At 43.1% G+C, this 25,193-nt stretch carries 24 protein-coding genes; 15 read left to right on the plus strand and 9 right to left on the minus strand.

What is annotated here, in order from left to right; genetic code table 11:
- The first annotated feature begins 2 nt into the window (after positions 1-2).
- On the plus strand, positions 3-365 hold the full coding sequence (locus FPZ42_RS10955; RefSeq protein WP_261382278.1) for a discoidin domain-containing protein: 363 nt from the start codon (positions 3-5) through the stop codon (positions 363-365).
- Entirely contained in the window at positions 365-700 is a 336-nt protein-coding gene (locus FPZ42_RS10960; RefSeq protein WP_146271278.1) for a TfoX/Sxy family protein, read from the plus strand. The genes FPZ42_RS10955 and FPZ42_RS10960 overlap by 1 nt, the downstream gene beginning before the upstream one ends.
- Positions 701-718: 18 nt before the next feature.
- Here FPZ42_RS10960 and FPZ42_RS10965 read toward each other — a convergent pair whose 3' ends face one another.
- A complete protein-coding gene (locus tag FPZ42_RS10965; RefSeq protein WP_146271280.1) occupies positions 719-1,564 on the minus strand; it encodes a phytanoyl-CoA dioxygenase family protein in 846 nt (281 codons plus the stop codon).
- Positions 1,565-1,653: 89 nt separating this feature from the next.
- Here FPZ42_RS10965 and FPZ42_RS10970 point away from each other — a divergent pair, with 89 nt between their 5' ends.
- Positions 1,654-2,214, plus strand: a complete 561-nt coding sequence (locus FPZ42_RS10970) for an AraC family transcriptional regulator (protein WP_146271281.1) — start codon at positions 1,654-1,656, stop codon at positions 2,212-2,214.
- A gap of 78 nt (positions 2,215-2,292) precedes the next feature.
- The gene (locus FPZ42_RS10975; RefSeq protein WP_146271283.1) at positions 2,293-3,033 is read left to right on the plus strand and encodes a heavy-metal-associated domain-containing protein; all 741 of its coding nucleotides are present in this window, start codon (positions 2,293-2,295) and stop codon (positions 3,031-3,033) included.
- A gap of 5 nt (positions 3,034-3,038) precedes the next feature.
- Here the strand turns inward: FPZ42_RS10975 and FPZ42_RS10980 are convergent, their stop codons facing one another.
- Positions 3,039-4,667 carry a hypothetical protein gene (locus tag FPZ42_RS10980; protein ID WP_146271285.1) on the minus strand — a complete coding sequence of 543 codons (1,629 nt, stop codon included), beginning with the start codon at positions 4,665-4,667 and terminating at the stop codon, positions 3,039-3,041.
- 116 nt (positions 4,668-4,783) lie between these two features.
- Here FPZ42_RS10980 and lepB point away from each other — a divergent pair, with 116 nt between their 5' ends.
- On the plus strand, positions 4,784-5,887 hold the full coding sequence (lepB, locus tag FPZ42_RS10985) for a signal peptidase I (protein WP_146271287.1): 1,104 nt from the start codon (positions 4,784-4,786) through the stop codon (positions 5,885-5,887).
- Positions 5,888-6,057: 170 nt separating this feature from the next.
- On the plus strand, positions 6,058-6,408 hold the full coding sequence (locus FPZ42_RS10990; RefSeq protein WP_146271289.1) for a hypothetical protein: 351 nt from the start codon (positions 6,058-6,060) through the stop codon (positions 6,406-6,408).
- On the opposite strand, the gene FPZ42_RS10995 is transcribed toward FPZ42_RS10990, so the two are convergent.
- Complete coding sequence (locus tag FPZ42_RS10995) at positions 6,405-7,970, minus strand: PAS domain-containing sensor histidine kinase (RefSeq protein ID WP_146271291.1); 1,566 nt, start codon at positions 7,968-7,970, stop codon at positions 6,405-6,407. The genes FPZ42_RS10990 and FPZ42_RS10995 overlap by 4 nt on opposite strands.
- Before the next feature lie 141 nt (positions 7,971-8,111).
- On the opposite strand from FPZ42_RS10995, the gene FPZ42_RS11000 reads away from it, so the two are divergent.
- The gene (locus FPZ42_RS11000) at positions 8,112-10,907 is read left to right on the plus strand and encodes a S9 family peptidase (RefSeq protein ID WP_146271293.1); all 2,796 of its coding nucleotides are present in this window, start codon (positions 8,112-8,114) and stop codon (positions 10,905-10,907) included.
- 71 nt (positions 10,908-10,978) lie between these two features.
- Here FPZ42_RS11000 and gpmA read toward each other — a convergent pair whose 3' ends face one another.
- Positions 10,979-11,692 carry a 2,3-diphosphoglycerate-dependent phosphoglycerate mutase gene (gene gpmA, locus FPZ42_RS11005; protein WP_261382277.1) on the minus strand — a complete coding sequence of 238 codons (714 nt, stop codon included), beginning with the start codon at positions 11,690-11,692 and terminating at the stop codon, positions 10,979-10,981.
- A 98-nt stretch (positions 11,693-11,790) separates the two neighbouring features.
- On the opposite strand from gpmA, the gene FPZ42_RS11010 reads away from it, so the two are divergent.
- Together FPZ42_RS11010 and FPZ42_RS11015 are read left to right on the plus strand one after the other, a co-directional pair.
- On the plus strand, positions 11,791-12,375 hold the full coding sequence (locus FPZ42_RS11010) for an acetate uptake transporter (RefSeq protein ID WP_146271295.1): 585 nt from the start codon (positions 11,791-11,793) through the stop codon (positions 12,373-12,375).
- Positions 12,376-12,409: 34 nt separating this feature from the next.
- Entirely contained in the window at positions 12,410-12,790 is a 381-nt protein-coding gene (locus FPZ42_RS11015) for an SRPBCC domain-containing protein (protein ID WP_146271297.1), read from the plus strand.
- A 73-nt stretch (positions 12,791-12,863) separates the two neighbouring features.
- On the opposite strand, the gene FPZ42_RS11020 is transcribed toward FPZ42_RS11015, so the two are convergent.
- The 3 genes from FPZ42_RS11020 to FPZ42_RS11030 all read right to left on the minus strand — a co-directional run bounded on the left by FPZ42_RS11020 (position 12,864) and on the right by FPZ42_RS11030 (position 15,484).
- A complete protein-coding gene (locus FPZ42_RS11020) occupies positions 12,864-14,222 on the minus strand; it encodes an OmpA family protein (protein ID WP_146271299.1) in 1,359 nt (452 codons plus the stop codon).
- 336 nt (positions 14,223-14,558) lie between these two features.
- Positions 14,559-14,987, minus strand: coding sequence for an OsmC family protein (locus FPZ42_RS11025; RefSeq protein WP_146271301.1), 429 nt, complete (start codon positions 14,985-14,987; stop codon positions 14,559-14,561).
- A 62-nt stretch (positions 14,988-15,049) separates the two neighbouring features.
- Entirely contained in the window at positions 15,050-15,484 is a 435-nt protein-coding gene (locus FPZ42_RS11030; protein ID WP_146271304.1) for a DinB family protein, read from the minus strand.
- A gap of 77 nt (positions 15,485-15,561) precedes the next feature.
- Between FPZ42_RS11030 and FPZ42_RS11035 the strand changes: the two genes are divergently transcribed.
- The 5 genes from FPZ42_RS11035 to FPZ42_RS11055 all read left to right on the plus strand — a co-directional run bounded on the left by FPZ42_RS11035 (position 15,562) and on the right by FPZ42_RS11055 (position 23,342).
- Positions 15,562-16,800, plus strand: a complete 1,239-nt coding sequence (locus tag FPZ42_RS11035; RefSeq protein WP_146271306.1) for a nucleoside recognition domain-containing protein — start codon at positions 15,562-15,564, stop codon at positions 16,798-16,800.
- 209 nt (positions 16,801-17,009) lie between these two features.
- Positions 17,010-21,395 (plus strand): PKD domain-containing protein, encoded by a 4,386-nt coding sequence (locus tag FPZ42_RS11040; protein WP_146271308.1) that lies wholly within the window; start codon positions 17,010-17,012, stop codon positions 21,393-21,395.
- The gene (locus FPZ42_RS11045; protein WP_146271310.1) at positions 21,395-22,438 is read left to right on the plus strand and encodes a PorP/SprF family type IX secretion system membrane protein; all 1,044 of its coding nucleotides are present in this window, start codon (positions 21,395-21,397) and stop codon (positions 22,436-22,438) included. Before FPZ42_RS11040 ends, FPZ42_RS11045 begins: the two co-directional genes overlap by 1 nt.
- Before the next feature lie 26 nt (positions 22,439-22,464).
- Positions 22,465-22,926, plus strand: coding sequence for a hypothetical protein (locus tag FPZ42_RS11050; protein WP_146271312.1), 462 nt, complete (start codon positions 22,465-22,467; stop codon positions 22,924-22,926).
- Between the two features lie 5 nt (positions 22,927-22,931).
- Positions 22,932-23,342 carry an OsmC family protein gene (locus tag FPZ42_RS11055; protein WP_146271314.1) on the plus strand — a complete coding sequence of 137 codons (411 nt, stop codon included), beginning with the start codon at positions 22,932-22,934 and terminating at the stop codon, positions 23,340-23,342.
- Here FPZ42_RS11055 and FPZ42_RS11060 read toward each other — a convergent pair.
- A complete protein-coding gene (locus FPZ42_RS11060) occupies positions 23,339-23,959 on the minus strand; it encodes a TetR/AcrR family transcriptional regulator (protein WP_146271316.1) in 621 nt (206 codons plus the stop codon). The genes FPZ42_RS11055 and FPZ42_RS11060 overlap by 4 nt on opposite strands.
- 107 nt (positions 23,960-24,066) lie before the next feature.
- Positions 24,067-24,552, minus strand: a complete 486-nt coding sequence (locus FPZ42_RS11065; protein WP_146271318.1) for a DUF4126 family protein — start codon at positions 24,550-24,552, stop codon at positions 24,067-24,069.
- 100 nt (positions 24,553-24,652) lie between these two features.
- Here FPZ42_RS11065 and FPZ42_RS11070 point away from each other — a divergent pair, with 100 nt between their 5' ends.
- Positions 24,653-25,189, plus strand: a complete 537-nt coding sequence (locus FPZ42_RS11070) for a hypothetical protein (protein WP_146271320.1) — start codon at positions 24,653-24,655, stop codon at positions 25,187-25,189.
- Positions 25,190-25,193: the final 4 nt, after the last annotated feature.

Below are 25,193 nucleotides of genomic sequence, written 5' to 3' on the forward strand. Positions count from 1 at the left end.
GCATAGGTAACTGGCAAGGCTACCAGGGTAAAGACGTTGAGGTGGTTTTAGACATGGGCAAAGTTAAGCCGGTAAAGCAAGTGAGCTTTGGTGCTTTGCAAGACAGCCGCTCATGGATCATATTCCCAAAAGCAGTTGAGTACTGGCTATCTGATGATGGCAAAAACTACAAACTTGCTGCAACAATAAAAACTAAGATAGCCCCGGATAGCCTTGAACCACAAACACAGGAATATACTGCGCCTATCGTTAAGTATTCTCGATACATTAAGGTGATAGCCAAACAGTATGGCCCACTGCCTGAGTGGCACGAAAGCAAAGGCATCTCCTCATACATTTTTGCCGACGAAATAACCATAGAATAATGGCATACTATGAAGCTCTTTTGAACAAGGTACGCGAGGCATTGATGGAGCTACCATCGGTAGAAGAGAAAGCCATGTTTGGCGGCGTTTGCTTTATGGTTGATGATAAAATGTGTATCTGCGTTAAAGATACCCACATGATGTGCCGCGTTGGTGCAGCAATTGCAGAAGCTGCTGCAGAACAAAATGCCGTAAGCATCATGAACCGTGGCGGGCGCGTTATGAAAGATTATATCTACGTAGAAGAACCGGCCTGGGTAAGGCCCACCGATTTTGACCACTGGATCAAGCTGTCCCTGGCCTTCAACAAGATGGCCAAGGCATCTAAGAAATGATCATTGAGGGCTTTCGAGCTACTTCTCCCATCCTGTTTCTTTAAGTGCCGGATCGTTTTCTTTTGCGAGAAAGTCGTTATTAGATAACGATTCTGCCTGCCAATTCAGTACCGCGTCGTCTGGTACCACGTCTATCGGCGTTTTCCACGACGTAGACGTTTCTGCATAGGCCAGGTTACTTTGCAGCGAGTAACATGAAATAATGCTCCAGCGCGGCGCATCTGATAAGTTTGCTTCAGAGCGGTGCAAAAGGTTGCTGTGAAAGAACAATGCATCACCGGGCTGTAATTCACAGTACACAATCGGCATAGTCTGCAGCGCATTGTTCACCATCACCATATCGGCACCTACCTGCTCGCCTGCAAAACCGTGGTTAACGCGGCCTAATTTGTGCGAGCCTTTGATCACCTGCAAACATCCATTCTCTTTATTTGCAGCCGTTAGCGCAACCATTACGCTCATCAGCTGATCCGGAAACATAAATTGATTTTTGTACCAATAGCCATAATCCTGATGCCACTCCCAGGCGCCGCCAACACGCGGCTCTTTTTGCATCAGCTTAGAGTGGAAATGACAGACCGGGGCATCGCCATCTAACAACTCCGCAACGCGGTTAATCATTTTTTCACTTCTGGTCAAATAACCAAATACATCATTACCCGGCGTAAACCAAAGCGAAAGGCGCGTTTTCTTACCGCTTTGATCGTTCAGATCCAAAGCATTTTTGCTCATGGCATCATCGTTCAAAGCAGTACTATAAAGCCTGTCAATCTCTTCCGGTGAACAAAAGTTACGGACAATGAGGTAGCCGTCGCTCTGATAGGCTTTAAGTTCCTGAGCTGTAAATGCAGGTTGGTTTTGCATAGCAGTAAATAATTGGTAAGTAAATTTAAGCAACAAAAAACGTTAAGCCTAACCATGCTATAGCTAAATATTTAATTTAGCAGGTATCAATGAAACTCTTTATCAAAAATATGGTGTGCAGCCGTTGTAAAATGGCGGTGACGGCCGAGCTTGAAAAGGCAGGATTAAAACCCCTATCAATTGAGTTGGGCGAAGTTGATATTGCCGGCGACCCATCTGAGGCAACCCTAACGGAGCTCAATGAAAACCTGAAGCATCTGGGTTTTGAATTGATAGATGATCGCAGGGGCCGCATCATAGAACAAATTAAAAATACCATCGTCGGCCTCATCCACCACGGTGATGGATTGCACGGCGTTAATCTCTCCACCTATCTTTCAGACAAGTTGAATTTAGATTACGGTTACCTAAGTAATCTTTTTTCGGAGATAGAAGGTGGTACCATTGAGAAATACTTTATTGCCCAAAAGATTGAAAAAGTTAAGGAGCTGATCATGTATGATGAACTTACTTTATCACAAATTGCTAATGAATTAGGATACAGCAGCGTGGCGCATTTATCCTCGCAATTTAAAAAGCAAACCGGCCTCACTCCTTCTTTTTATCGTTCACTTAAAGAAAATAAACGCCGCAATATTGAGGACCTGTAAAAGTTATAAACCTTTCCTGTAATTATGTAAAGAGTGCAACAACCGGTTAGGTATCTTTGTATCATAAAATTATTAAAGATGACACATACCTATAATATAACCGGCATGACCTGTGCCGGCTGCCAGTATAAAGTACAAACGCTGCTTGGCAAGGTGCCCGGTGTAACTGATGTTAATATTGATCTTGAAAAAGGAACGGGAGATGTTACCATGTCGCGCCATGTAGATGCAGCTGAATTAAAAGCCGCCCTGGCGGATTATCCTAAGTACACGCTTACAGAAGTAAACACGCATAAAACGGCTGCTGTTCCGGTTATTGCAGATGAGGCAGACAACAGATCATTTGTGCAAACCTACAAACCTGTGCTTTTGATATTCGCTTATATAACCGGCTTATCAATACTCATCACCGCAACTAACGGTGGCGACTGGATGATGGGCATGCGTATATTTATGGGCGGCTTCTTCCTCATCTTTTCATTTTTTAAGATGCTGGATATTTCCTCGTTTGCCGATAGCTATGCCATGTACGATATTGTTGCTAAAAAGGTACGCGCCTGGGGTTATGTATACGTATTTGTAGAGCTGGGTTTGGGAGTAGCCTATGCTATAAATTTTAATCCCTTTATAACCAATTTAGTTACACTAATTGTGATGGTAGTGAGCATCATCGGTGTACTGCAAAGCGTGTTCAATAAAAGAGCGATCAAATGCGCTTGTTTAGGATCGGTGTTTAATCTGCCCATGAGCACCATAACCATTATCGAAGACGGTTTGATGATAGCAATGAGCGCTGTAATGCTGGCGCTTACGGTTTAAGCTGTTTAGCTCCAATCAAATGTAACAACCTTCCCGTCAAGCTTCCATTTGGTGGGTTGATTGGTTTCCATCCAATCGAGGGGTTCACCAACAGGCTGCGGTTTAGCCGCTTCCGCGAAGGCTCTCCTGATAGCAACTTTGTGTTCGGCATTCAGGAAAGATGGATCAGCAGAAATAAATAAAGGCGATCCGCTTTGCGCCACTAATTGCAGCCATTGCTTGGTCCTGTGCCATGCAACATCTTTGGTTATACCCACACAATCACCATCAGCGGCGTAAAAGGTATTGTTCTGTGGCAGCCTGTATGCCAGCGTATTAACGCCCATTTTACGGGTACGCTCCCACTCTTTGCCGCTGGTGTCATCACCAATTCGGTTCAGCTCAAACAAACCGGCCGATAAATGGCTCATGGTATTACAACCGATGAGGTACATATTACCGGCACTTTCCCGGATAGCCCTGTACATATTCAGGATGATCTCCGCATTGGTTTTAGTTTGATCGGCAAAGTGCCAACCCGGTTGCGTAAGGTCTTTTCCCATTTGCATCCCCCACCTGCCAAATATGTCCCATGAGCTAAAATCGTGCTTCACCATTTCATAACCCCATTGCCGGTACAAGGATATGTTATGTTTAATCTGCTCAATGTTTTCCTGTATCGATGGGTCTAAAATCGGCGATTTCACATCATCGCGGTTTTTTATCGTTGGCGCCAATCTGCTTTTAGGGGTATCTAAGCGGGCTATCAACGGCCTTGTCCATAAGCCGGGGCGCATACCCATAACTTTTATTTCGCCAGCCATTTTAGCCATATCCTCAAATTTCTCGTTATGTTTTGAGAAATCATCAGCCTGCTCCCAGCCATCATCAATTACAGAGAATGGCTTGTTGCCACTCGCGGCAAATTCAGACATGGCTTTGGTAAACTCATTGATAAATTTTTGCGAATTGTTACCATAAGCAAAATACCAATCATTTATACCGTATACAGGCTGTTTTGGCAAACGAGGGCGCTCGCACATCATTTTGCAGAAACGGGTTGTGGTAGCAAACGCATTCTCGCCTGCACGACTCATCGTAGTTACAATGTCCGCGCCATGTAATTTACGGTTACCTAACTTAACACCTTCCCCCCCGGATTGGGTATCTAAGGTCAACGCTATTGTATCGGGCTTAATACCCCACCAGCAAATTGTACTGCATCCGGTTTTTACGCCAAAACCCGCAGTTTGCTTATCATCGTGCAGCATTACATACCACGGTTTTTTTGTATCAGCATCAGGGGCTTTCCAGCCTAAGTCGCCGTAAGAACGTTCCCAGTGGTCGCCAAGTACTTTGCCGTATTGCCTGGTTTGATATTTCCAAACCAAACGCACACCTTTCAGATCAGCAGTTGGTGATTGAATATAAACACCTTTAGAATTGCTGTTTGATTTGATCTCTATAGTTATCCCTTTATCCGAGAACTCATTTCCCCGGCGTTTAAGCATAAACCAATCGCCATCTGCCATTGCCCAAACTTCATCAGGGTCATTAACAAGTTGTACGCCACCTGCAGTTGCGTAAGTAATACGGCTGTAAAGTGTTGCTGCTAAAACTGTTGATGACAGTTTAATGAAGTTGCGTCTTAGCATAATATTTGGCAAATGTTTGGGCGCTCAAGATATAAAATAATCATACAAAAGTTTGTAACAAATTAGCTTTGCTGCGCTCCAATAACTACGCATTCTTAAATCTAAATTGCAGCCATATGAACTGGAAATTTTTTTCGAGAAAAAAAGCAGCTGATAAACCGCGTAAAAGCGTTTTCCGTGAATGGGTTGACGCTATTGTTTTTGCAGTTGTTGCTTCTACCATTATTCGCTGTTTACTGTTCTCGGCGTATGCCATTCCATCAGCATCTATGGAAGGTAGTTTGCTTACAGGCGACTATCTCTTTGTAAGTAAGATTGCTTACGGTGCGCGCATGCCCATGACGCCGATATCTATCCCATTTCTGGAGTCGACCATTTTTGACGGCAAAGTAAAAACGTATTGGGACGGCTGGCAGCTGGGTTACCACCGCTTGCCGGGTTTAGGCAATGTTGAAAGAGGTGATGCCGTTGTTTTCAATTACCCAGGTGAGGTTGTACCCCGCCCGGTAGATATGCGCGCGCACTTTATCAAGCGCTGCGTTGGTGTTGCCGGTGACGTTATTGAAATAAAAAATGGCAAAGTATACGCAAACGGAAAATATGAACCGCTTGCACCTGAAGGCCAAACATCATACATGGTGACAACAGATGGAACAGACCTTAACCCAGATATGATCAGTAATCTTAAAATAGATGTCAGATTGCAATACAGCCCAAGCCTTTATGAGATGATCATCCCGCCGGCAAGTTTGGCTGAATTAAAGAGTTACTCCAATATTAAATCAATAAAAGAGGTTATAGAGCCCGCAGGAGAATACAACGCACAGATCTTTCCGCATAATGAAAGATTCAAATGGAGCCAGGATAATTTTGGCCCTTTGACCCTTCCTAAGCGAGGTATGACCATTAAACTGAATGATTCTACCATGGCGCTTTACAGCCATGCTATTGAAGCTTATGAGCATAATAAAATTGAAAGGAACGGCAATAACATAGTTATCAATGGCAAGCCTGCAGATAGCTATACCTTTAAAATGGATTATTACTGGATGATGGGCGATAACCGCCACAATTCTGAAGATTCGCGCTATTGGGGTTTTGTGCCGGAGGATCACATTGTTGGTAAGGCAAAAGTTGTATGGATGAGCACAGACAGTGCCGGTAGCGGATTAAACCATATACGTTGGAACAGGATATTTAAAGGAATAAAATCTTACTAAAATAACACTCATAAAAAACAGCATTGACTCATCAATGCTGTTTTTTTATGCCGTAAGCGGGCGTTCAATAGCGAACAATTTAGTGTAACAATTCCGCGCAATACAAATTGTTATATATAGTTAAGGTATTGATTGTTAAATATTTATAACAATGGCATTTACTTTGATGCATGGGTAATACATACCAAAGCATGAAAGAAACAAGGTATATTATAAGGCGTACTTTATCGCAGGAGCGGTTTGAGGTTTTGTGGACAAAGCACAAGAACGGACAAACCACATTAAAAGACCTTGCTGAAATGGATGAGATCATAAACCGGGATGCCGGCGTTAGGCGTTTTGTACTTGAGGAAATGGCTACACAAGATTTTCCGGGCAGAGATGAGAACCTAAATCCACGCAACACTACTCAACCATCAGGCTTTTTAAACAAGCTATTGGCAAAAATAAAGTCCGTTTTTAAACGCTTATTTGGCCAAGAGCAGCAAACATCTTTTGTTAATTTTCCCAGCTCTTACTAATCTATCGGCAGAGTAAACCAAAACTGGCTCCCCTCACCCCACTGGCTTTCTACTCCTATATTGCCGTCATGGCGTTTGATGATGTCTGAACTAATGTACAATCCAAGGCCCAGGCCCGAGAATTGGTGACCAAGCGCATCAACACGGTAGTACCTGTCAAACAAATGCGGCAATTTCTCAGGGTTAATACCGATGCCGTAATCCTTTACAATCACTCTTGCATCGCTACCTACCTGCTCAAGGGTAATATCTATCTTTTTTGATTGTGGCGAATATTTGATAGCGTTGCCAACAAAGTTTACCAGTACCTGGTCAATACGGCGATAATCTGCATAAACGAACAATTCATCAGTACCGTTAATAGATATCTCATGATCGCTGCCTTGACTGATATGGTCACAACTGTCTCTAACCAATTCAGAAAGGTTAAATCTGTTTTTGCTTAGCGCCAGTTGCCCCTGCTGTATCTTGGTAACATTGAGCAAGTCGTCTAACAGATGTACAAGCTTATTCAAGTTATTGCCTGCCTTTGCAGTAAAGGTTTTAAATTTATCAGATACAGGCTCTGTTTTAACCAGCTTCTGCAAAATTTGTAACGATGCATTTAATGATGTGATAGGCGTTTTTAATTCGTGACTGGCAACGCTGATGAACTCATCTTTACGCTTTTCAATTTCTACATCATCCGTAATATCCTGCAAGGTTCCGCTAAACCGGGTGGCTTCACCACCCTGATCAAAGATCACCTTGCCTTTAGCCCGCACTACCCTCCGCTCACCAGACTGCAAACTGTTAACGGTATAAGAAATATCATAATTACCGTCAGAGCCGGCTTTCATAGTATCGACGATAGCATTGCTAACGCGCTCCCTATCTTCAGGCACTATGGCTTCAATTGCGCTGGACAATGCAATTTCCGGGGTATGCGGCAAGCCAAACCAATCAGCTACACGCTTATTGGCTACGAACCTATTGGTTTTAGGGTCAAGTTCCCAAGTGCCCAGTTCTGCTGCCTCAATAGCAAATTGCAATTGAGTTGCCGTTTCATCTATGGTCTTTAATGCCTTTACGTTTGTAGTGGTCTCATGGCATATTACCAATGCACCGCCCGATGTACCATCTTCTGTTATTACGGGGCTGTAACTGTAGGTCCAGTAAACTTCATCGATCTTGCCATCCCTAAACATCGGTACCAGCTCATTTTCGCTGTAAGTCGATTCGCCATGCAGGGATCGCTCGATCTGCGGTTCAACTGCCGACCATATTTCCTGCCAGCTTTCTTTGCCACTACGACCCAAAGCCGACGGGTGTTTACCTGATGCCCCCAAACTTGGCCGGTAGGCGTCGTTGTAAAATTGGATATGATGTCTACCCCAAAACAAGAACATCGGGAAACGGGAACGTAGCATTGTGCTTACTGTAAGCAACAAGCTTTGCGGCCAGGTATCAGGCGTTCCTAAAGTAGTAGCAGACCAATCAAATGTGCGGATCCGTTCTCCCATCTCGCCACCACCCTCCAGATATTTATGATAAAGTGGCTGCGGGATCGTTTTCTCAGGCATGTAGATGTAAATTGTTTATGGTTAAATTGTAAAGCTAAGTAAATGTTTTAGATAAAATCATTTATCCACTAACTGTAACTTTTTCATTTCAATTCGGGGCGTAAATTTAATTTTTTGATATTTAAGCAGCAATACTATAGCATGAAGAAACTTCTACTCTTTGCCTTATCGATAATTCCATTCTATTCTTATTCTCAAAAAAAGCCGCTCGATTTTAACGTATTTGATGGATGGCAGAACGTAACAGCCCAGCGTGTAAGCGATAATGGCAAATGGGTTGCTTTTGTGGTTAAGCCACAGGAAGGTGATGCAACGCTACATGTGGTAAACAGCAATGGTAAGAACAAAACAAGCATAGCAAGGGCCGACACCGTACGGTTCACATCAGACAACAAATATGCTGTTTTTTTAATACGTCCTTTTTATAAAGATTTAAGACAGGCAAAGATCAAAAAGAAAAAGCCGGCTGAGTTCCCAAAGGATACTTTGGGTATCATGTCGCTTACAGACGGTAGGATTCAAAAAATTCCTGCTATTAAAACTTTCAAAATAGCAGAAAAGTCGGCAGTGATAGCCTTCCTATCTCCTACTGATACGTTGAAGAAACCGGCTACGTCCGATACTTCAAAAAAATCCATAGCTAATACTATCGCGCCACCTGTTAAAGAGGGTGCAGAACTTACCGTGCAGAAGTTACCGAACGGTAAAACAAGGCAGTTTCAAAACGTTAGTGACTTCCAACTTAGTAAAAATGGTAAATGGCTTGCCTACTCGGTAACTGCTCCTAAGAAAAATAAAAGTGTTCAGTCCGGTTTGTTCATCTACGATGTTGATCATAATGTAGTAAAGCTGTTGAGCACAGGTAAAGGCAATTATAAAAGCATAGCATTTGATGATCATGGTAAGCAATTAGCCTTTGCTGCGGAGAAAAATCCTGAGAAAGCTCAGGTGAAGCCATTTAAACTTTATTATTACAGCCAGGGAAAGGATAGCGCCGTTGTGATTGCAGCGGAAGGCAGCGCCGGCATGCCTCTGAAATGGTCGGTAAGTGGTGATGCCCGCATTCAATTTAGCAAGAGTGGCGCTAAGCTTTTTTTTGGAACGGCCCCAATTCCTAAACTTGTAGATACCACACTCGTGGATTTTGAACATGCCCGTTTAGATGTCTGGAATTATAAAGATGATTACCTGCAGCCGCAGCAACTAAAAAACCTTCAGCGCGATCTTAAACGGAGCTACCAGGCGGTTATTAATTTAAAAGAAGCTTCACGTAAAGTGATACAGCTGGGCGATGTTGGTGTACGCGATATTATGCTGGCTGATAATAATAAGGATGCCCCCTTTGCTTTAGGCCTTACAGATACCGGCGCCCGTGTACAATCGCAATGGGAAGGTAGCTCACAGCAGATAGCTTACCTCATAAATACCACTACCGGCCAGCGACAAAGGATCAATGACAGACTTAAAGCTCGTTATAGTATTTCACCTGACGGCAACTTTGTGCTTTGGTTTGATAGTGGGATGCAAAAGTGGTTCACTTACGATGTGAACACCGGCAAGAAAAAAAATATCACATCAGCCATTACCACCAAACTTGGAGATGAAGAAAATGATGTACCGGATGATCCTTCATCGTACGGGGTTGCGGGTTGGGAAGCCAGGGACAAGCACGTTCTGATCTACGACAGGTACGACATCTGGAAGATAGACCCTACTACAGGCCGCGCCAACAACTTTACAGATGCAACAGGCAGGCGCAATAAAATTGAATTCAGGTACAATCCAGCCGACCCGGATGAGAAGTTCATCCCAACCAAATCTACATTATGGTTGATTGCCCAGGACGATAAAACAAAACGATGGGGTTACTATACCAAACCTATAGCAGGCGAAGGTGAGCCCAAATTAGTAACCATGGAAGCCATGAAATACAGCGATCTTTTAAAAGCTAAAGATGCCGATGTATTTATCTATACAAAGGAAAGCTACACAAAATCACCAGACCTTTACGTTTCCGGCAATCTAAAGCAGGAGGTGAAGCTCAGCGATATTAATCCGCAGCAAACAAAATATAATTGGGGCACTGCCGAATTGGTGGAATGGACTACGCCGAAAGGACATAAATCCAGAGGTATTTTATACAAGCCGGAAAATTTTGATCCGTCAAAACGTTACTCGCTAATTGCTTATTTTTATGAAAAGCTTACAGATGGTTTGTATAACTATATTCCACCTGCGCCTACCCCTTCAAGGTTACCTATTAGCTGGTTTGTAAGTAACGGCTATCTGGTTTTTGCGCCGGATATTAGTTATGAGGCGGGGCATCCGGGAGCATCAGCCGTAGAATACATCAACTCAGGTGTCGAAGCATTGAAGAAAAATCCTTGGGTTGATGGGAGCCATATAGGCATACAAGGGCAAAGCTGGGGTGGCTACCAAGTGGCCTACCTCATTACTCAAACTAATATGTATGCAGCGGCCTGGGCAGGGGCGCCCGTTGCCAACATGACATCAGCCTACGGTGGCATTCGCTGGGAAAGCGGTGTTAACAGGCAGTTTCAGTATGAAAAAACACAAAGCCGTATTGGCGCTACCCTTTGGGATAAGCCGGAACTGTACATTGAAAACTCACCATTATTTCAATTACCCAAAGTTAAAACGCCTGTTGTTATCATGAGCAACGATGCCGATGGCGCTGTGCCGTGGTACCAGGGTATAGAAATGTTTACTGCCCTTCGCCGTTTAGGTAAGCCGGTGTGGCTTCTGCAGTACAATGATGAGGCCCACAACCTCGTAAAACGTCAAAACCGCAAAGACATCACTGTACGAGAAGCACAGTTTTTTGATCATTACTTAAAAGGTGCACCAATGCCGGTTTGGATGGATAAAGGCGTGCCTGCAGTTGATAAGGGTAAGGACTGGGGATTAGGGTATTAATTAGTGAATAGACAACATTAAGTTGGGAGTGATTGAAAATTTAATCACAAGGTAAACCTCTTATCGACCACTCACCCCTCACTATCTAGGTAATAATGCCTGATGCAATTTAGTCTTTCGTCCAATTCGTAAATTAAGGGAGTTGCTGTTGGAATATCCAGCTTTGCAACATCATCATCACTAAGGTTTTCAATATATTGCACCAGTGCTCTTAAGCTATTGCCGTGCGCGCAAATGATCACCTTTTTGTTTTCGCGAATTGCCGGCACAATACTCTCGTGCCAGAACGGTAAGGCACGCACCATGGTCTCACTTAAATTCTCTGTTAAAGGTAATTCGCGGTATGTTAGGTCACGGTAGCGCAAGTAATGGCCGGGAAAGCGTTCATCCTGCTCGGTAATAGCAGGTGGGTGCTCATGCGGGAATCGACGCCATTTATGTACCTGCTCCTCTCCATATTGCGCAACGGTTTCATCTTTGTTTAAGCCCTGAAGCGCACCATAAAAACGCTCATTTAAACGCCATGATTTATGAATCGGTATCCAAAGATTATCCATTTGCTCCAAGGCAAAATGCATGGTTTTAATACTCCGTTTTAGTACAGATGTAAAACCGATATCAAACGTGTACCCTTTTTCGGCAAGTAGTTTACCGGCTTCTATGGCTTGCTGTAAACCGTTTTCGGATAGGTCTACATCTGTCCAACCTGTAAAGCGGTTTTCCAGGTTGTAAATACTCTCTCCGTGGCGTAACAGCACCAATTTCTGTATTTCTTCTTGCGCCATATTATTTTTGCTAACACGTTTTAGTAACGCTTAAAACGCTATGTTTGTTAATTGATTTTGTTTAGATTGCATTATAAACCAATTTAACCTTAATTATTATGATACCAACCACACCTGTCGCCGTCAAAAACGAAATTGCCAATCCTGCTCCTTTGGGGCTTTGCGCATTTGGTCTCACCACCGTTTTGTTGAACATCCATAACGCAGGATTTTTTGACATGAATGCTATGATACTGGCAATGGGCATATTTTACGGAGGCCTCGCTCAAATAATAGCCGGCATCGTTGAAGTTAAAAAGAACAATACATTCGGTTTAACAGCTTTTACATCTTATGGTTTTTTCTGGTTGTCATTAGTAGGCTTGATTGTGACGCCTAAACTTGGTTGGGCACCAAAACCATCAGAAACAGCAATGTGCGCTTACCTGTCAATATGGGGAGTTTTCACTTTATGCTTATTTTTTGGCACGCTTAAATTGAGCAGGGCATTACAGTTTGTCTTTGCATCATTGACAATTCTTTTTTTCTTATTGGTTTGGGGCGATGCCAGCGGAAACGAAACCGTAAAGCATTTTGCAGGCTTTGAAGGAATAATATGCGGACTATCTGCCATTTACACCGGTATTGCCAACGTACTAAATGAAGTATATAACCGAACCGTTTTACCAATCGGGGCAAAATAGCATCGTTTAATTGTTTTCTTGCTAACTTGCGCAAGTGAAAGATTACAAAAAATATTACGTTATACCTGCCACACCCGAAGAACTGTACATGGCATTGACAAACCCTCTAACTATTCAATTATGGACGGGGGAATCTGCGGAGATGTCAGCCGAGCCCGGATCTGAATTCTCTCTTTGGGAAGGTGCGATCGTTGGCAAAAACCTGGAATTTGAACAGAATAAAAAAATTGTTCAACAATGGTATTTCGATGGCCAGCCGGAAGAGTCAATTGTGACCATTAAACTCCATCCTGACAAACATGGTACATCTGTTGAATTAAGACATACAAACATCCCCGACGAGGCCTACGATGATATTACGGAGGGCTGGAACGAAACCTACATGGGCGGATTAGAAGACTTTTTCTCGTTTTAATTCCAATGCTCTACAAAACAAGAAAGCCACTCTTTATTGAAGAGCGGCTTTCTTGTTTAACAGTATTTGTTGCTTAGTAAAGAGTAAACTCTACACGACGGTTTTTCTGACGACCTGCTGCAGTTTTGTTACTTGCAATAGGTTGAGTTTGACCGTAACCTGTAGCCTCGATACGAGATGGATTTGCACCTTTCTCAACAAGGAATGTTTTAACAGATTCTGCACGGTCTTTAGATAAACGCATGTTTAAGTCTTTAGAACCGGTGTTATCAGTGTGACCTGCTAATTTCAAGCTGAAGTTTTTATCAACCAATAAGCGGGCTACTCTCTCCAAACTTGGGTATGATTTAGCGCGAATGGTAGCTTTACCTAAGTCGAACTCAAGATTTTTGATTGCTTCGTTCACTACACGGCGGTCTTCTTCGGTAACAACTACTACCGGTTTAGCCAACGGACAACCAGAACCGTCCACTGCAGTACCTGCAGGTGTGTTAGGGCATTTGTCGTTTACATCAACTACACCGTCGCCATCGCTATCAGTGGTTAGTTTAGCCAAATCTGCTTTGGTTGCATCTAAATCACTTCTTAGCTGTGCACTATTTGCTTTTTCAGCATCAATTTGTGCTTGTAGCATTTGCTTGGTTTGCGCATTTTTCCATAAGTACTCTGTACGCATAGAATTAACCGGGTTGTAGGAAGCTAACTCCGGTTTTCTGCCGCCACCTAAAGCGAACTCTAAACCAATGTGCGCATAAGAGAACCTATCATTAGTTGATCCGGTTTTGTTGCCATCGAAATTATCAGAGCCAACAAAATTAACGTTGTAACCCAAATCAAGGTTAACGCCCGATCCTAAACCAATTTTAAGACCTAAACCAACAGGAATAAAATATTCGGTTATGCTCTCGTCATTGCTTTTAAAATTAACAGGAGAACCGCCATCAGGATTTAAAACAGGTTTGTAACCCATCATACCCCAGCCTGCTGTAACATATGGGCGGATTGCGCTTTGGTGATGCATCCAGTTAATATTAGCAAGGGTGATATTGGCACTTAAACTCGCTGCATAATTTAACTTGGTTTCAAATGCAGCCGGCGTTCCCGGTTGGCCGTTTTCGCCACTTACTTTACCTCTAAAGAAATCGGCCTGGATACCGAACGCTGGTAAAATTTGTTTTTTAATGTAAGCGCCATAACCTAATTGACTTGTTGGGTTTCTAAAATCCTGACTTCCATTAGGACCAAAGATCGTGTATGGTGTAAGTAAACCACCATTTACACCAATAGACCACGTGCGGAACGCGCCGTCGCCTGAAAATGGTTGTACATAATTTTTGTTAGTTGCCATTGTGTCTGGCGATTGGGCAAATAATTTTCCGCCAACCATCAAACCTGTCATCAGTAGGGATGCTTTTTTTAGATGTGTTTTCATGTTGCTCGTTTTTAGGTTTCCTGAGAAAATGCACTCAAGGTTACTCCGGCAAGGGCAACATTAATGCCATCAGAGTTTTTTTAAGCAGTGATAGCAGTTTGAACTACCAGTATGTTTAGCTGATTACGCGTTTAAACGCTGATTTGACACTAACACATGTCCGCATTATACACCTGCACAAAAGTCGACTTCTTACAACTTTTAGCTTTATCGCTTTTGTGTGACCTTAAAACTATACAAAAAAGGTATGCAATACCTAAACTATCTATGTTTTAAACACACTTGAAATCAGAAAAAAGAAACAATTTATATTGAATATTAGAAGAGCGAAACTGCCTATGATGCAGGGTGGATGATCACTTCCCATTTAATATCAGCACCGGCTTTATATAAAGTAGCAGCTACCGAGCAGTATTTGTCTAAAGAAAGTTCAATGGCTTTTTTTGCCTTGTCCTCATCAACAGTACCATATAAATGAAATTCGAGATCAATATCTTCCCACAATGACGGTTCTTTGCCGGCCTCGCGGTCACCCTTGATAACCATCTTGTAATCAACAACATCCTGGCGCTGTTTCTTCAATATGGTGATCACATCAATAGCGCTGCATCCGCCCAAACCCATCAACAACATTTGCATTGGGCGTACGCCATAATCCTTGCCTCCGCTTTCTGTACTGCTGTCCATTTTTACGGTATGGCCATATTCGTCGGTGGCTTCAAAACCAAAATCGCCGCTAACCCGGGAAAGATTTATAGTAGGCATATGTAATGTTTTTATTGCGCTAAGTTAAGCTTTTATTCAAAAACCTACCACAAAGCAACTCATTAGCTTATTTGATAAAGATGATGCTGCAGGTGCTCGATGTAATCTGCTGCCAAAAATTCAACAGTATGTAAATTGACTCCGTGTTTACCGGTATCGCACAGAGCAACTCTCCTTTCAGGAGGATAATGTTTAAGTACCCTGGCAATTTGATAATTAAGGTGCTTCCATAGCTGTATGAGGTCTTTTGAACTTGCCTCGCTATAGTATTGTGCTGCAACCCACTCATCCTGATGATAAATAAGCTTAAATCCGTCTTCATAGGTTGCCCTTACAAAACGCTGAAGGTTCACGTTTGCACTATCTATCAAATGACCCAAAATTTCTTTGTTGTTCCACTTCCCCATATTTACAATATTATCCCAATCAACGATTTCTGCCTTCGCATCTACAAAATCATTTACGGCATTTTCTAATTCAAAGGCTTTGTCTTCCATATAATTTCAGTGTATAAATCTGCTAAAAGCGGTTAATTATTCAAAATAGATTATCTTCATCCCTGTAAACATTTATCATGGCCTTAAATTATATCTGGATAGCTTTCTTCATTATTGCCTTTGTTATCGCCTTTATCAAAATGGTTTTCTTTGGCGATACTGATGCATTTAAGCTATTGGTAGATGGCATGTTTGATAGCTCAAAGGCATCGGTAATGGATATTGCCTTGCCACTTGCAGGTAACATGATACTTTGGCTGGGTATCCTCAATATTGGCGAACGCGCAGGTGCCATCAACTTTTTGTCGCGCGTTGTTGGGCCGTTTTTAAGCCGTTTGTTTCCTGAGGTTCCGCGCAATCACCCTGCAACCGGCCAAATGATGATGAACTTCTCAGCTAATTTATTGGGTTTAGATAACGCTGCAACTCCGCTGGGTTTAAAAGCCATGGGAAGTTTGCAGGAACTTAACCCCAACAAAGATACCGCATCTAATGCGCAGATCATGTTTTTGGTACTGCATACGTCCGGTTTGCAATTGTTGCCGGTAACCATTATCGCTCAGCGGTTTATACTTCATGCTAAAGACCCAGCTGATGTTTTACTGCCTTGCATTATAGCTACTTACGTAGCTACAGTTGTAGGGATGATCGCTGTTGCTATCTGGCAAAAAATAAACTTGTTTGATAAGGTGGTGATTGCCTGGCTTGGCGGTTTAACGTTATTTGTTGGCGGGCTGGTTTGGTTTTTTACTACACAGCTCGATAAGTCGCAGATTACCACGGTATCAAAAGTGAGCAGCAATTTTTTACTTTTTGCCATCCCGGTGATATTTATTATCGGCGCGATGCGTAAAAAGGTAAATGTATTTGAGAGCTTTATAGATGGCGCAAAATCCGGTTTCGATGTTACCATCAAGATCATCCCATACCTGGTTGCCATGCTGGTTGCCATAAGCGTGCTACGTACCAGTGGCGCACTTGATTATCTCAACAGCGGCGTAAAATGGGCTGCGGTACAAATGCACCTCGACACGCGTTTTGTAGATGCGCTACCTGTTGCCTATATGAAGCCCTTAAGTGGTTCAGGCTCAAAGGCCATGATGATCAGTACCATGCAAACCTACGGGCCGGATAGCTTTGCAGGTAGACTTGGTTCGGTATTCAACGGTTCGGCAGATACTACTTTTTATATTGTGGCGCTTTATTTCGGTTCCGTTGGTATCAAAAAATCACGATATGCTATACCGGCAGGCCTGCTGGCAGATCTTGCCGGTGTGATAACAGCAATTTTTGTTTCTTATCTTTTCTTTGGATAGTCGGCTTAGTGTGCTTGAAGGTTCTTTGCAACGCTTAACTATCAACCTATTACGTGTAAGTTGTCATGCATATTTCCCTTGTAATCAGGTGATCAACTGATAATCTTTTTTATCATGCAACCGTATGGCGGCACCGTGCGTATAAAAGCCCGTGTAACATATATGTTATACGCCCTGGTTTAAACGAATTGATTATTGACGGACGCTTGATGGGCAAAAATTTTACCAAAAATTTATTCATTGTTTTTGCGTTGCTTGTTAGTTGGCAAAATTTACAAGCACAGACTATAACAATAGGCGCAGTAGATCCGGGTCCGTATGGGCAAGGCTCAACTATTGCAGCGCCAATTACTATTGACAATACCTCCGGCTGCATCAATTTACCAACCAACGTATTCAAGCTTTATTTATCGGATGCCTCGGGTAACTTTGGCTCACAGGTGCAGATCGGGAGTTATACCGGTTTTTACGCAACCTTTGTAAATGGTATCATCCCAACAGGAACCCCTGCTGGTGCAGGCTACCGCGTTAAAGTAGTATCAACAATTCCTGCGGTTACGAGTACGATATCGGCACCGTTCTCGATCAACACCTCTGCCGGTGTTATAGCTGCCACATCATCACAAACGCTCGGTTCAGATCCCGAAGTTTTTGGTACTTGTGTAGGTTCGCCAGGGATAACGCCTTATTCGTTTATCAATAATTCCACTGCCGGTTCTATGGTTACCGGTACCTTCATAAACGAATTTGACAAAGCCGTAGAGGCGACAAATCAATCATTTCCAACTAACTTTAATGCCAAGGCAAGTAATTATACTGTTGTTGTAAAGGCTGTAAACGGAGGCACTGTTGGTACAAAAGCTTATTCGCTGATCAATAATATCGTCTTCCGTAATCTTGGAGGCAGCGGCGATAACGTCTACTGTCTCGGCGCATCATCAGTAGCGAACTTTACCGTTACCATTGATGCAGGCGCTAACAACGGCATCAGATATAACTATCCCGGAATGACTTATAAAGTCAGTTGGGGCGACGGCACTACAAGCGTTTATACCTATTGCCAATTGGTGGCTGATAATGGTGTACTATCTCATACCTACACACGGTCTTCTTGCGGTAACAAGCCGGACAATCAGAATATAAACGTATTTAAGGTAGATATAACGCCGGTAAATCCCTACTGTTCTACAACCGTAACGCCATCCTCCGCGTATGCGAAAATATTAAGCCCACCTACTAACCGTTTTAGTTACCCGGTAGCAGCATGTACCAACACCCCGGTGAAATTTGATAATACATCAGAACCGGGTATGGATCCCAACAGTACCAGCCTGCAATGCCAAAATCAAAATGCGCAATACACCTGGCTTGTTGATGATGTTGCAGTAGCTTTCAATAAAAACCTAAACGATCCATTTATTTATACCTTTACAACTCATGGTGTTCACAAGGTTACCCTCCGGTTACAAAACAATACGGGTTTATGTACTGCTGCAGACGCTTCGGAAAACATTTGCGTACAGGATGCCCCCATTCCAAATTTAGATCTTCCAACACAAGCCTGCCTTAGTTCCGGATCGATAACGCCGGTAAATACTTCAGTTGTGGATGAAATCTGCAATACCAGCACAACGTATAACTGGGTAAAAGTATCGGGGCCGGCGGGTGTAACTTTTAATGCAGCGCTTAAAACACCAATTTTAAACTTTACACAAAGAGGTGTTTATCAATTCAGGTTAGATATTACAACTCCAAGCTGTGGTACTGTTCAGGGGCCGGTTAAAACCATAGTTGTGAATGATACTCCTATTGCCACCCTTTCTCCAAACACCACAATATGTACAGTAAATTCGCCCGTCAATTTCGATCCAAATGCAGGCGATACTAAAACCATTTTGACGGGCACCGCTCAACCCGATGGCACGACTTACACCTGGACGCTTGATAACGGTGCTACTTTTGCAACCGGCAGCGATATCCACAGCCAATATCCGCAGATCATCTTTCCCGTCGTTGGAAATTACACGATAACCGTTACACATCAAAACAATTGCGGTACATCAACATCTACTCAGGAAATAACGGTTGCGCAGGGTCCTACCGTAACAGCAACAGCCACGTCTCCTATTTGTGAGGGTAATGCAGCCAGTGTCACCGGCTCTCCCGGCGTTGGCGGTATTGTCACCAAAATAGAATGGTCAACAGCCTCAGGTGGCACTTTTGCAGATAAGAATGCAACGTTTACAAGCTATACACCATCAGCAGCAGACATTGCCGCCGGGCAGGTTGTGCTAACCTATACTGTTACAACATCATTGGGCGGCGCCTGCGGTACAGTGTCAAAAAACGTTGTGGTACAAATAATTAAAAAGGCTACTGTAACAAGCTTAGCTACAGACGGAATATGCAGCGGAGTAAATTTTAAATACACTATAACATCGGCAACTGCAACAGATTTTTCATGGACGGCAGCGCTGACAAGTGGTACTGCAACCGGCTTTGGTGCAACCGGTAGCGGAAACACCATCAACGACCTGATAACCAACACCAGCAACAGTAATGCTACGGTAACTTATACCATAACGCCATTTACAAATGGTTGCCCCGGTACACCATTTGCGCTAACGCTTATCGTTTATCCTCAGGCTATCGGCGGTACAGCTACTGCAGATCAAACTACGGTTTGTGCCGAGGGGAATTCGGGGAAAGTAACGTTAGCAGGATACTTGGGTAATATAGTATGGCAGCAATCTGCAGATGGCGGTACAAACTGGACTGATATAACGCCATTACAAACAAGCCCGACCTATAATTACGTCAATCTTACTCAAACAACTGTTTTTAGGGCGCGGTTAACAAGCGGAAGTTGTGGCATTGCAAACTCTGCACCGGCTACAATAACTGTAACACCTACAACACCAGCCGCCAACGCCGGTGCCGATCCTACAGGTTTATGTGCTACCACAGCTTACACTTTACAAGGTAACGATCCGAGGACGTTTGTTGGAGAATGGACACAGGTATCCGGGCCGCCGGTTACCTTTGCAAATGCCGCCAAGTATAATACTGATGTAACCGGCCTTGCAGCGGGCAACACATACACATTTAGATGGACCATTAAAGGTTTATCACCTTGTGGAGATAAATCTGATGATGTGGTTGTGAGGGTAAATCCGGATGTTACCGCATCTTTTACGGTCGATGCTCAGGCTTGTGGCACGGGCCCTGTTCAATTTACTAATACTTCAACTGTAACAACTGGTATTAACTTTTTATGGGACTTTGGAGACGGTTCTCCCACCTCTACCGAAGTAAATCCGAAGCATTCATTCCCAATAGATGGAAACGGCTTAGATAAACAATACACGGTATCGCTAAGTATAATTGGCAATTGTATTAACAGGCCACCTGTTACGAAAACTATTACGTTAAGCCCCGAAACCCCTACAGCAGGAATACAAAAGCAACAAGGGGCAGGCGGTTGCGGAGTACTAACGCTTACAGTAAGAAATCTTTCTCCGGGTACTAACAGCAAATATGAGTTTAGGCTTGTTGATGAAAACAACGTGTTAAAAGAAAGCATAGTCAAAACAAATAATGATAAGTCTGACGCTGTATTTGCTACGCAAACTATAAACCGTGCCGCAACATGGCAGGTGTTTATGATAGCAACTAATAATTGTGGTGTAAGCGCCCAATCAGCGAAGTTAGAAGTACCTGTATCTCCCGGAGGATTAACCTCAGGGATGCAAATACAAGGCAGCCCCACTTCGGTCTGCGTTGGACAAAGCATCACCTTGATCAATACGTCAACCGGGGGTAGTTCTTTTTTATATACTGTTTACAATGCTGACGGAACATTAGCCACCACAGTACCAAAAACTAATACCAGTAACATTACCTATACTTTTGCCAATCCGGGCGCGTACTTTTTCACTATTAAGGCTACAAACGCCGGATGTGGTACAGCCCCCGAATCTGACAAGGTCGGGATAAACGTATACTCGCTTCCAAAACCGTCATTTACTTATACTGTAGATGTTAATAACAAGGTAACTTTTGTAAACACTACGCCATCTGCAGATGGCGTGCCTGCAACAACATTTACCTATACCTGGAAATTCGGTGATGGAACTCCTGATGAATCGAGCTTTAAACCGATGGATCACTCTTATGATTATGTGAACTCGCCGTACACGGTTACGCTTATAGCTAAATCTCCGGCAGGCTGTGAACAGCAAACTACACGACAAATTACCATCAAGTTCCTCGGAGAGCTCTTCCTGCCTAATGCATTCCAACCGGCATCAAGCGTGGAAGAGTTAAGAATCTTTAAAGCCAAAGGGCAAAAATTAAAGGAATGGAACCTGCAGATATTTAACAATTGGGGGCAACTGATATGGCAAACAACCGCGCTTGACGGTAACGGCTCGCCCGTTAATGGTTGGGATGGAACATGGAAAGGCCAGCCTGTACCGCAAGGAGTTTACATATGGCAGGCTACGGCCAGGTTTAGCGACGGTTCAGATTGGAAAGGCAATTCCCTTAACGGATCACTGCCAAAACGCACAGGCGTAATACATTTAATAAGATAATGAAAAAGGATTTAGTGCTTTATCGATTTTGGGTGATAGTTTTCATTTCAATGTTCCCGGGCAAATTATTGGCTCAAGATCATATGTATTCGCAATTCTTTAATTCACCTTTATATCTCAATCCTGCCCTGAACGGACAGTTTGAAGGTGACCTGCGCATGAACCTGATCTACCGTAACCAATATACTTCGGTACCCGGTAACCTCCAGTATTTAACTGCCTCGATAGACTACAATGTACCGCGTTTTGGGGGCGGCATCGGCTTGATATTTACCCGCAGCAGTGAGGGAACAGCCTTTTTAAATAAAAACAATATTGCGGGTATATATTCATACAGCGTGGGCTCGCAGGATTATGTGCTGTCGTTCGGCTTACAGGCAGGGGTTACAAATCGTTCGGTAGATTTTAGTAAACTGGTTTTTGGCGATCAGATAGACCCTAATCTGGGCTACATCCCTGGTTCAACTTCCGGTGCCGACAGACCTGACTTTAACAACCGTTTCTTTTTTGACGCAGGAGCAGGTATCAACCTTACGCTTAAAAATTTCAATATAGGTTTGGCGGGGCAACACCTCAACACTCCTAACCAATCTTTTACAGGCACGCCGTCAAAGCTGCCGGTTAGGTTTACAGGCCACGCCAGTTATCGTTATAATTTAACACAAGACGATAACCTTGATGATGAAGACAAATCATATCTCATCCCTTCTGTTATTTTTTATAAACAAGGTACCGCGCAGTCTGTAAACGCAGGTTTACAATACAAGCGCAAAAGCATAAACGTAGGTGCCTGGTACCGCACTGCTGGTGCAGGTGGGCCTAATGCCTTTGTAGTATCATTAATATTTGACCTGTTCATTAACCGGGAAGGCGGCGAAAAGCTTCGTTTTGGCGTGAGCCATGATGTGCCTGCGGGCGGCCTAAATTACGGAAACACAAGCGGCACAAGTGAAGGTAGCATAGGTTATGAAACCACCCTGCCATCCCGCGAACGCGGCGAACAGAAATTCAATGGTGCCAGCAGATGCTACAATTTTTACTAAATTTTATACCCTATTATTCACAAATTATGAGACACACCCCTCCGCCATCGCCGAGGATTAACCCACAGAGACGCGAAGCGCCGCCTTCAAGAGATTATTTAAAAGACAAATCTGTTAAGAAAAAATCGGCAAAAACGGCAGCCTGGCTTATTGCAGTTGCTATATTAGTTTTCGGCTTTTTATTAGCCAAATTTGCACTATCAGATACCGGCATGTTTAAAGGCCTGCCTGATAGTGATACGGCTTACAAAATTGCAAGGCAGTTTATTATTCCAACCGTGCGATCTACAAACGCCCGCTTTGCTGATGACAGCTATAAATTTGCTAAGCAGTCTGATTCTGTTTATGTTATAAAATCATCTTACACCATTAAGTTTGACAGCGAGGAAGACCAAACAACACACTTCACTATCGTGTTAAAATACAAAGGCGGGTTAGGTTCTCAAATAGGTAATTGGAACATGGTAAGCCTTGATCAGGATAATTGATCATTATGGAGGAAACGAAAGAGCTGATAGTAACCGCAAACGCAAAAATAACGCACGCTAAATATCAAACTATAGTTACCAGCGATGGCCACAGCATTGTGGCTGACGAACCCGTAGAACTGGGTGGTGGTAATACCGCTATGTCTCCTTTTAATTTGTTACTGGCAAGTTTGGCAAGTTGTACGGCAATTACCTTAAGAATGTATATCGACCGGAAAATGTGGATAGTTGACGAGATCAGTATAGATCTTGAAATGTTTAAGACACCAGATGGTACCTTTATAGATAGCAAACTCAAATTTAGCGGAGAGTTAACGGCGGAGCAGATAAAACGGCTTATTACCATTGCTGAAGCCTGCCCTATACATAAAATACTTGTGGGCAATGTGACTGTCAATACAGAGATCAGTAATTAACGCATACCATTAACAAATATCTCTATCAGTAGCAGGCGCTTGTTATGTATCTCGTCAAGATGTTCCTTATCAGGAAATTTGTGCTGTTTGTGAGGTAATGATCCGCCTACTTTGATGCCATGCAATGCATCAAGGAAAACTTCTACAATTTCAACAGGGCTTTCAACATGTTGCAGGTTACCCTTCTCAATTTCAGTTTGTATGGCTGCAGTAAGTAACCTTATTTCAGCGTTACGTATATCTCCAATAATGTTCCAGATGGTATCAGGCAGGTTTTGTTCATTAACCCGGAAATAGTCAAAGAAGTTGAAGTTGGTTACAATGAAATCATGATGAGTATTTACCTGGTATAAGAAGGCATCTTTCAGGTTTTTAAACTGACCTATCTTTTCTTCCAACCTTGTCAAATAATCTGCTGCCAGCTTGCGCATAACAGCCATGTATAACTCACTCTTGTCAGGAAAGTAATAGTACAACAGCGCTTTTGACATAGACAGGTCACCAGCTATCTCATTCATGGTAGTTTTGGCGTAACCATAATGAAGAAAGCGCTGATAAGCAGCATCTAATATTTTCTCGCGTTTTATATCCTGTTGATCTATTGTTGTTGAATTCATTTAGGTAAATTCTATTGACTATTTTTAATTGGTGTTCAACAAAATTATTTAAAACCAATGATAAATGTGTCAACCTGACGCTAAATATGATTTTTATATGTTAAAACTTATAAGTTTTTAACAATTGCTATACCGGCTGCAACTGTGATTGCATCTTCGCATACGCCCACAACTGGATCAGCGATCTTGTTTTTTGAACCGATACTTTTACGCAGGAAAAAGCATCCAAATGTTGATCCCAATGCGGCTAAACCGCCCACCAAACCGCCGATAACAACATTTCTATTTTCGCCCTTAAATACCGTAGCGCCGCATAGCGCACCAAATAATATACGTCCGGTTAATCCGGGTGTTGCGATGCGATCTGGCGCAAAAGGCAGTTTGTCTCCAATCAGCTCCCCTGCAGCCAACACCTTAAATACTTTTGATGTCGGCATTGCCTGAATAAATTTTAATGGAGAATTCTCAATACTTGGTGAAGGGTGCCTGCTGTATATATGCGACAACACCGCAGGTGCATACATTGAACGCATGCCGGCTATAACTCCCAAGCCTGCTGCCCTGCTATATGTTTTGGCTACTGATAAACTCATTGTTTTGATTTTGCAGTTACAACATTGAAAAGATTTATTGTGTTTGTTAAAATATTTAAATCAACAATTAAAGCAGCACGTTATAACTTAAACTACTATTATGAAAATACATGAAGATAATGCCTTAGGTGCTTTGGGGAGTGCGATAGGCAGGGGTTTATTAGCCGGATTGGCGGCAACTGCAGCCATGACACTGTCGCAGATGATTGAAATGAAGATTACGAAACGCGAAAGCAGTAACGCGCCAGTTAAAGTGGCTAAAGAAACTGCCGGGATTGCCCCTGCTTCGCCGGAAGAAAAACCTAAGCTGAACCAGGAGATACACTGGAGTTACGGTACGGCCTGGGGAGTTGCGCGTGGGTTGATCGGCCTTACCGGTTTAAAAGGACTGCCCGCTACACTTATTCATTTTGGCGCGGTTTGGGGTACATCCTTGGTTATGCTGCCAAAACACAACGCAGCAAAACCAATTGATGAGCAAGAACCAAAAGAAATTGCCATTGACGCGCTGCACCACGGCGTTTATGCACTTGCCACCGGTTTGGTTTACGATGCACTTGATGCCGGCAGCCGCCGCGAACGCAAACTGCGCAAGGTTGCTAATGACTTAAAAACGCTGATAGCAAAGTTTAAATAAATAG

This window comes from Mucilaginibacter achroorhodeus, assembly GCF_007846095.1.
Taxonomy (GTDB): domain Bacteria; phylum Bacteroidota; class Bacteroidia; order Sphingobacteriales; family Sphingobacteriaceae; genus Mucilaginibacter; species Mucilaginibacter achroorhodeus.

Coding starts and splice junctions, on each gene's coding strand:
- FPZ42_RS10960 (WP_146271278.1), top strand. CDS start 365: ATGGCATACTATGAAGCTCTTTTGAACAAGGTACGCGAGGCATTGATG.
- FPZ42_RS10965 (WP_146271280.1), bottom strand. CDS start 1,564: ATGCAAAACCAACCTGCATTTACAGCTCAGGAACTTAAAGCCTATCAG.
- FPZ42_RS10970 (WP_146271281.1), top strand. CDS start 1,654: ATGAAACTCTTTATCAAAAATATGGTGTGCAGCCGTTGTAAAATGGCG.
- FPZ42_RS10975 (WP_146271283.1), top strand. CDS start 2,293: ATGACACATACCTATAATATAACCGGCATGACCTGTGCCGGCTGCCAG.
- FPZ42_RS10980 (WP_146271285.1), bottom strand. CDS start 4,667: ATGCTAAGACGCAACTTCATTAAACTGTCATCAACAGTTTTAGCAGCA.
- lepB (WP_146271287.1), top strand. CDS start 4,784: ATGAACTGGAAATTTTTTTCGAGAAAAAAAGCAGCTGATAAACCGCGT.
- FPZ42_RS10990 (WP_146271289.1), top strand. CDS start 6,058: ATGGGTAATACATACCAAAGCATGAAAGAAACAAGGTATATTATAAGG.
- FPZ42_RS10995 (WP_146271291.1), bottom strand. CDS start 7,970: ATGCCTGAGAAAACGATCCCGCAGCCACTTTATCATAAATATCTGGAG.
- FPZ42_RS11000 (WP_146271293.1), top strand. CDS start 8,112: ATGAAGAAACTTCTACTCTTTGCCTTATCGATAATTCCATTCTATTCT.
- gpmA (WP_261382277.1), bottom strand. CDS start 11,692: ATGGCGCAAGAAGAAATACAGAAATTGGTGCTGTTACGCCACGGAGAG.
- FPZ42_RS11010 (WP_146271295.1), top strand. CDS start 11,791: ATGATACCAACCACACCTGTCGCCGTCAAAAACGAAATTGCCAATCCT.
- FPZ42_RS11020 (WP_146271299.1), bottom strand. CDS start 14,222: ATGAAAACACATCTAAAAAAAGCATCCCTACTGATGACAGGTTTGATG.
- FPZ42_RS11025 (WP_146271301.1), bottom strand. CDS start 14,987: ATGCCTACTATAAATCTTTCCCGGGTTAGCGGCGATTTTGGTTTTGAA.
- FPZ42_RS11030 (WP_146271304.1), bottom strand. CDS start 15,484: ATGGAAGACAAAGCCTTTGAATTAGAAAATGCCGTAAATGATTTTGTA.
- FPZ42_RS11035 (WP_146271306.1), top strand. CDS start 15,562: ATGGCCTTAAATTATATCTGGATAGCTTTCTTCATTATTGCCTTTGTT.
- FPZ42_RS11040 (WP_146271308.1), top strand. CDS start 17,010: ATGGGCAAAAATTTTACCAAAAATTTATTCATTGTTTTTGCGTTGCTT.
- FPZ42_RS11045 (WP_146271310.1), top strand. CDS start 21,395: ATGAAAAAGGATTTAGTGCTTTATCGATTTTGGGTGATAGTTTTCATT.
- FPZ42_RS11050 (WP_146271312.1), top strand. CDS start 22,465: ATGAGACACACCCCTCCGCCATCGCCGAGGATTAACCCACAGAGACGC.
- FPZ42_RS11055 (WP_146271314.1), top strand. CDS start 22,932: ATGGAGGAAACGAAAGAGCTGATAGTAACCGCAAACGCAAAAATAACG.
- FPZ42_RS11060 (WP_146271316.1), bottom strand. CDS start 23,959: ATGAATTCAACAACAATAGATCAACAGGATATAAAACGCGAGAAAATA.
- FPZ42_RS11065 (WP_146271318.1), bottom strand. CDS start 24,552: ATGAGTTTATCAGTAGCCAAAACATATAGCAGGGCAGCAGGCTTGGGA.
- FPZ42_RS11070 (WP_146271320.1), top strand. CDS start 24,653: ATGAAAATACATGAAGATAATGCCTTAGGTGCTTTGGGGAGTGCGATA.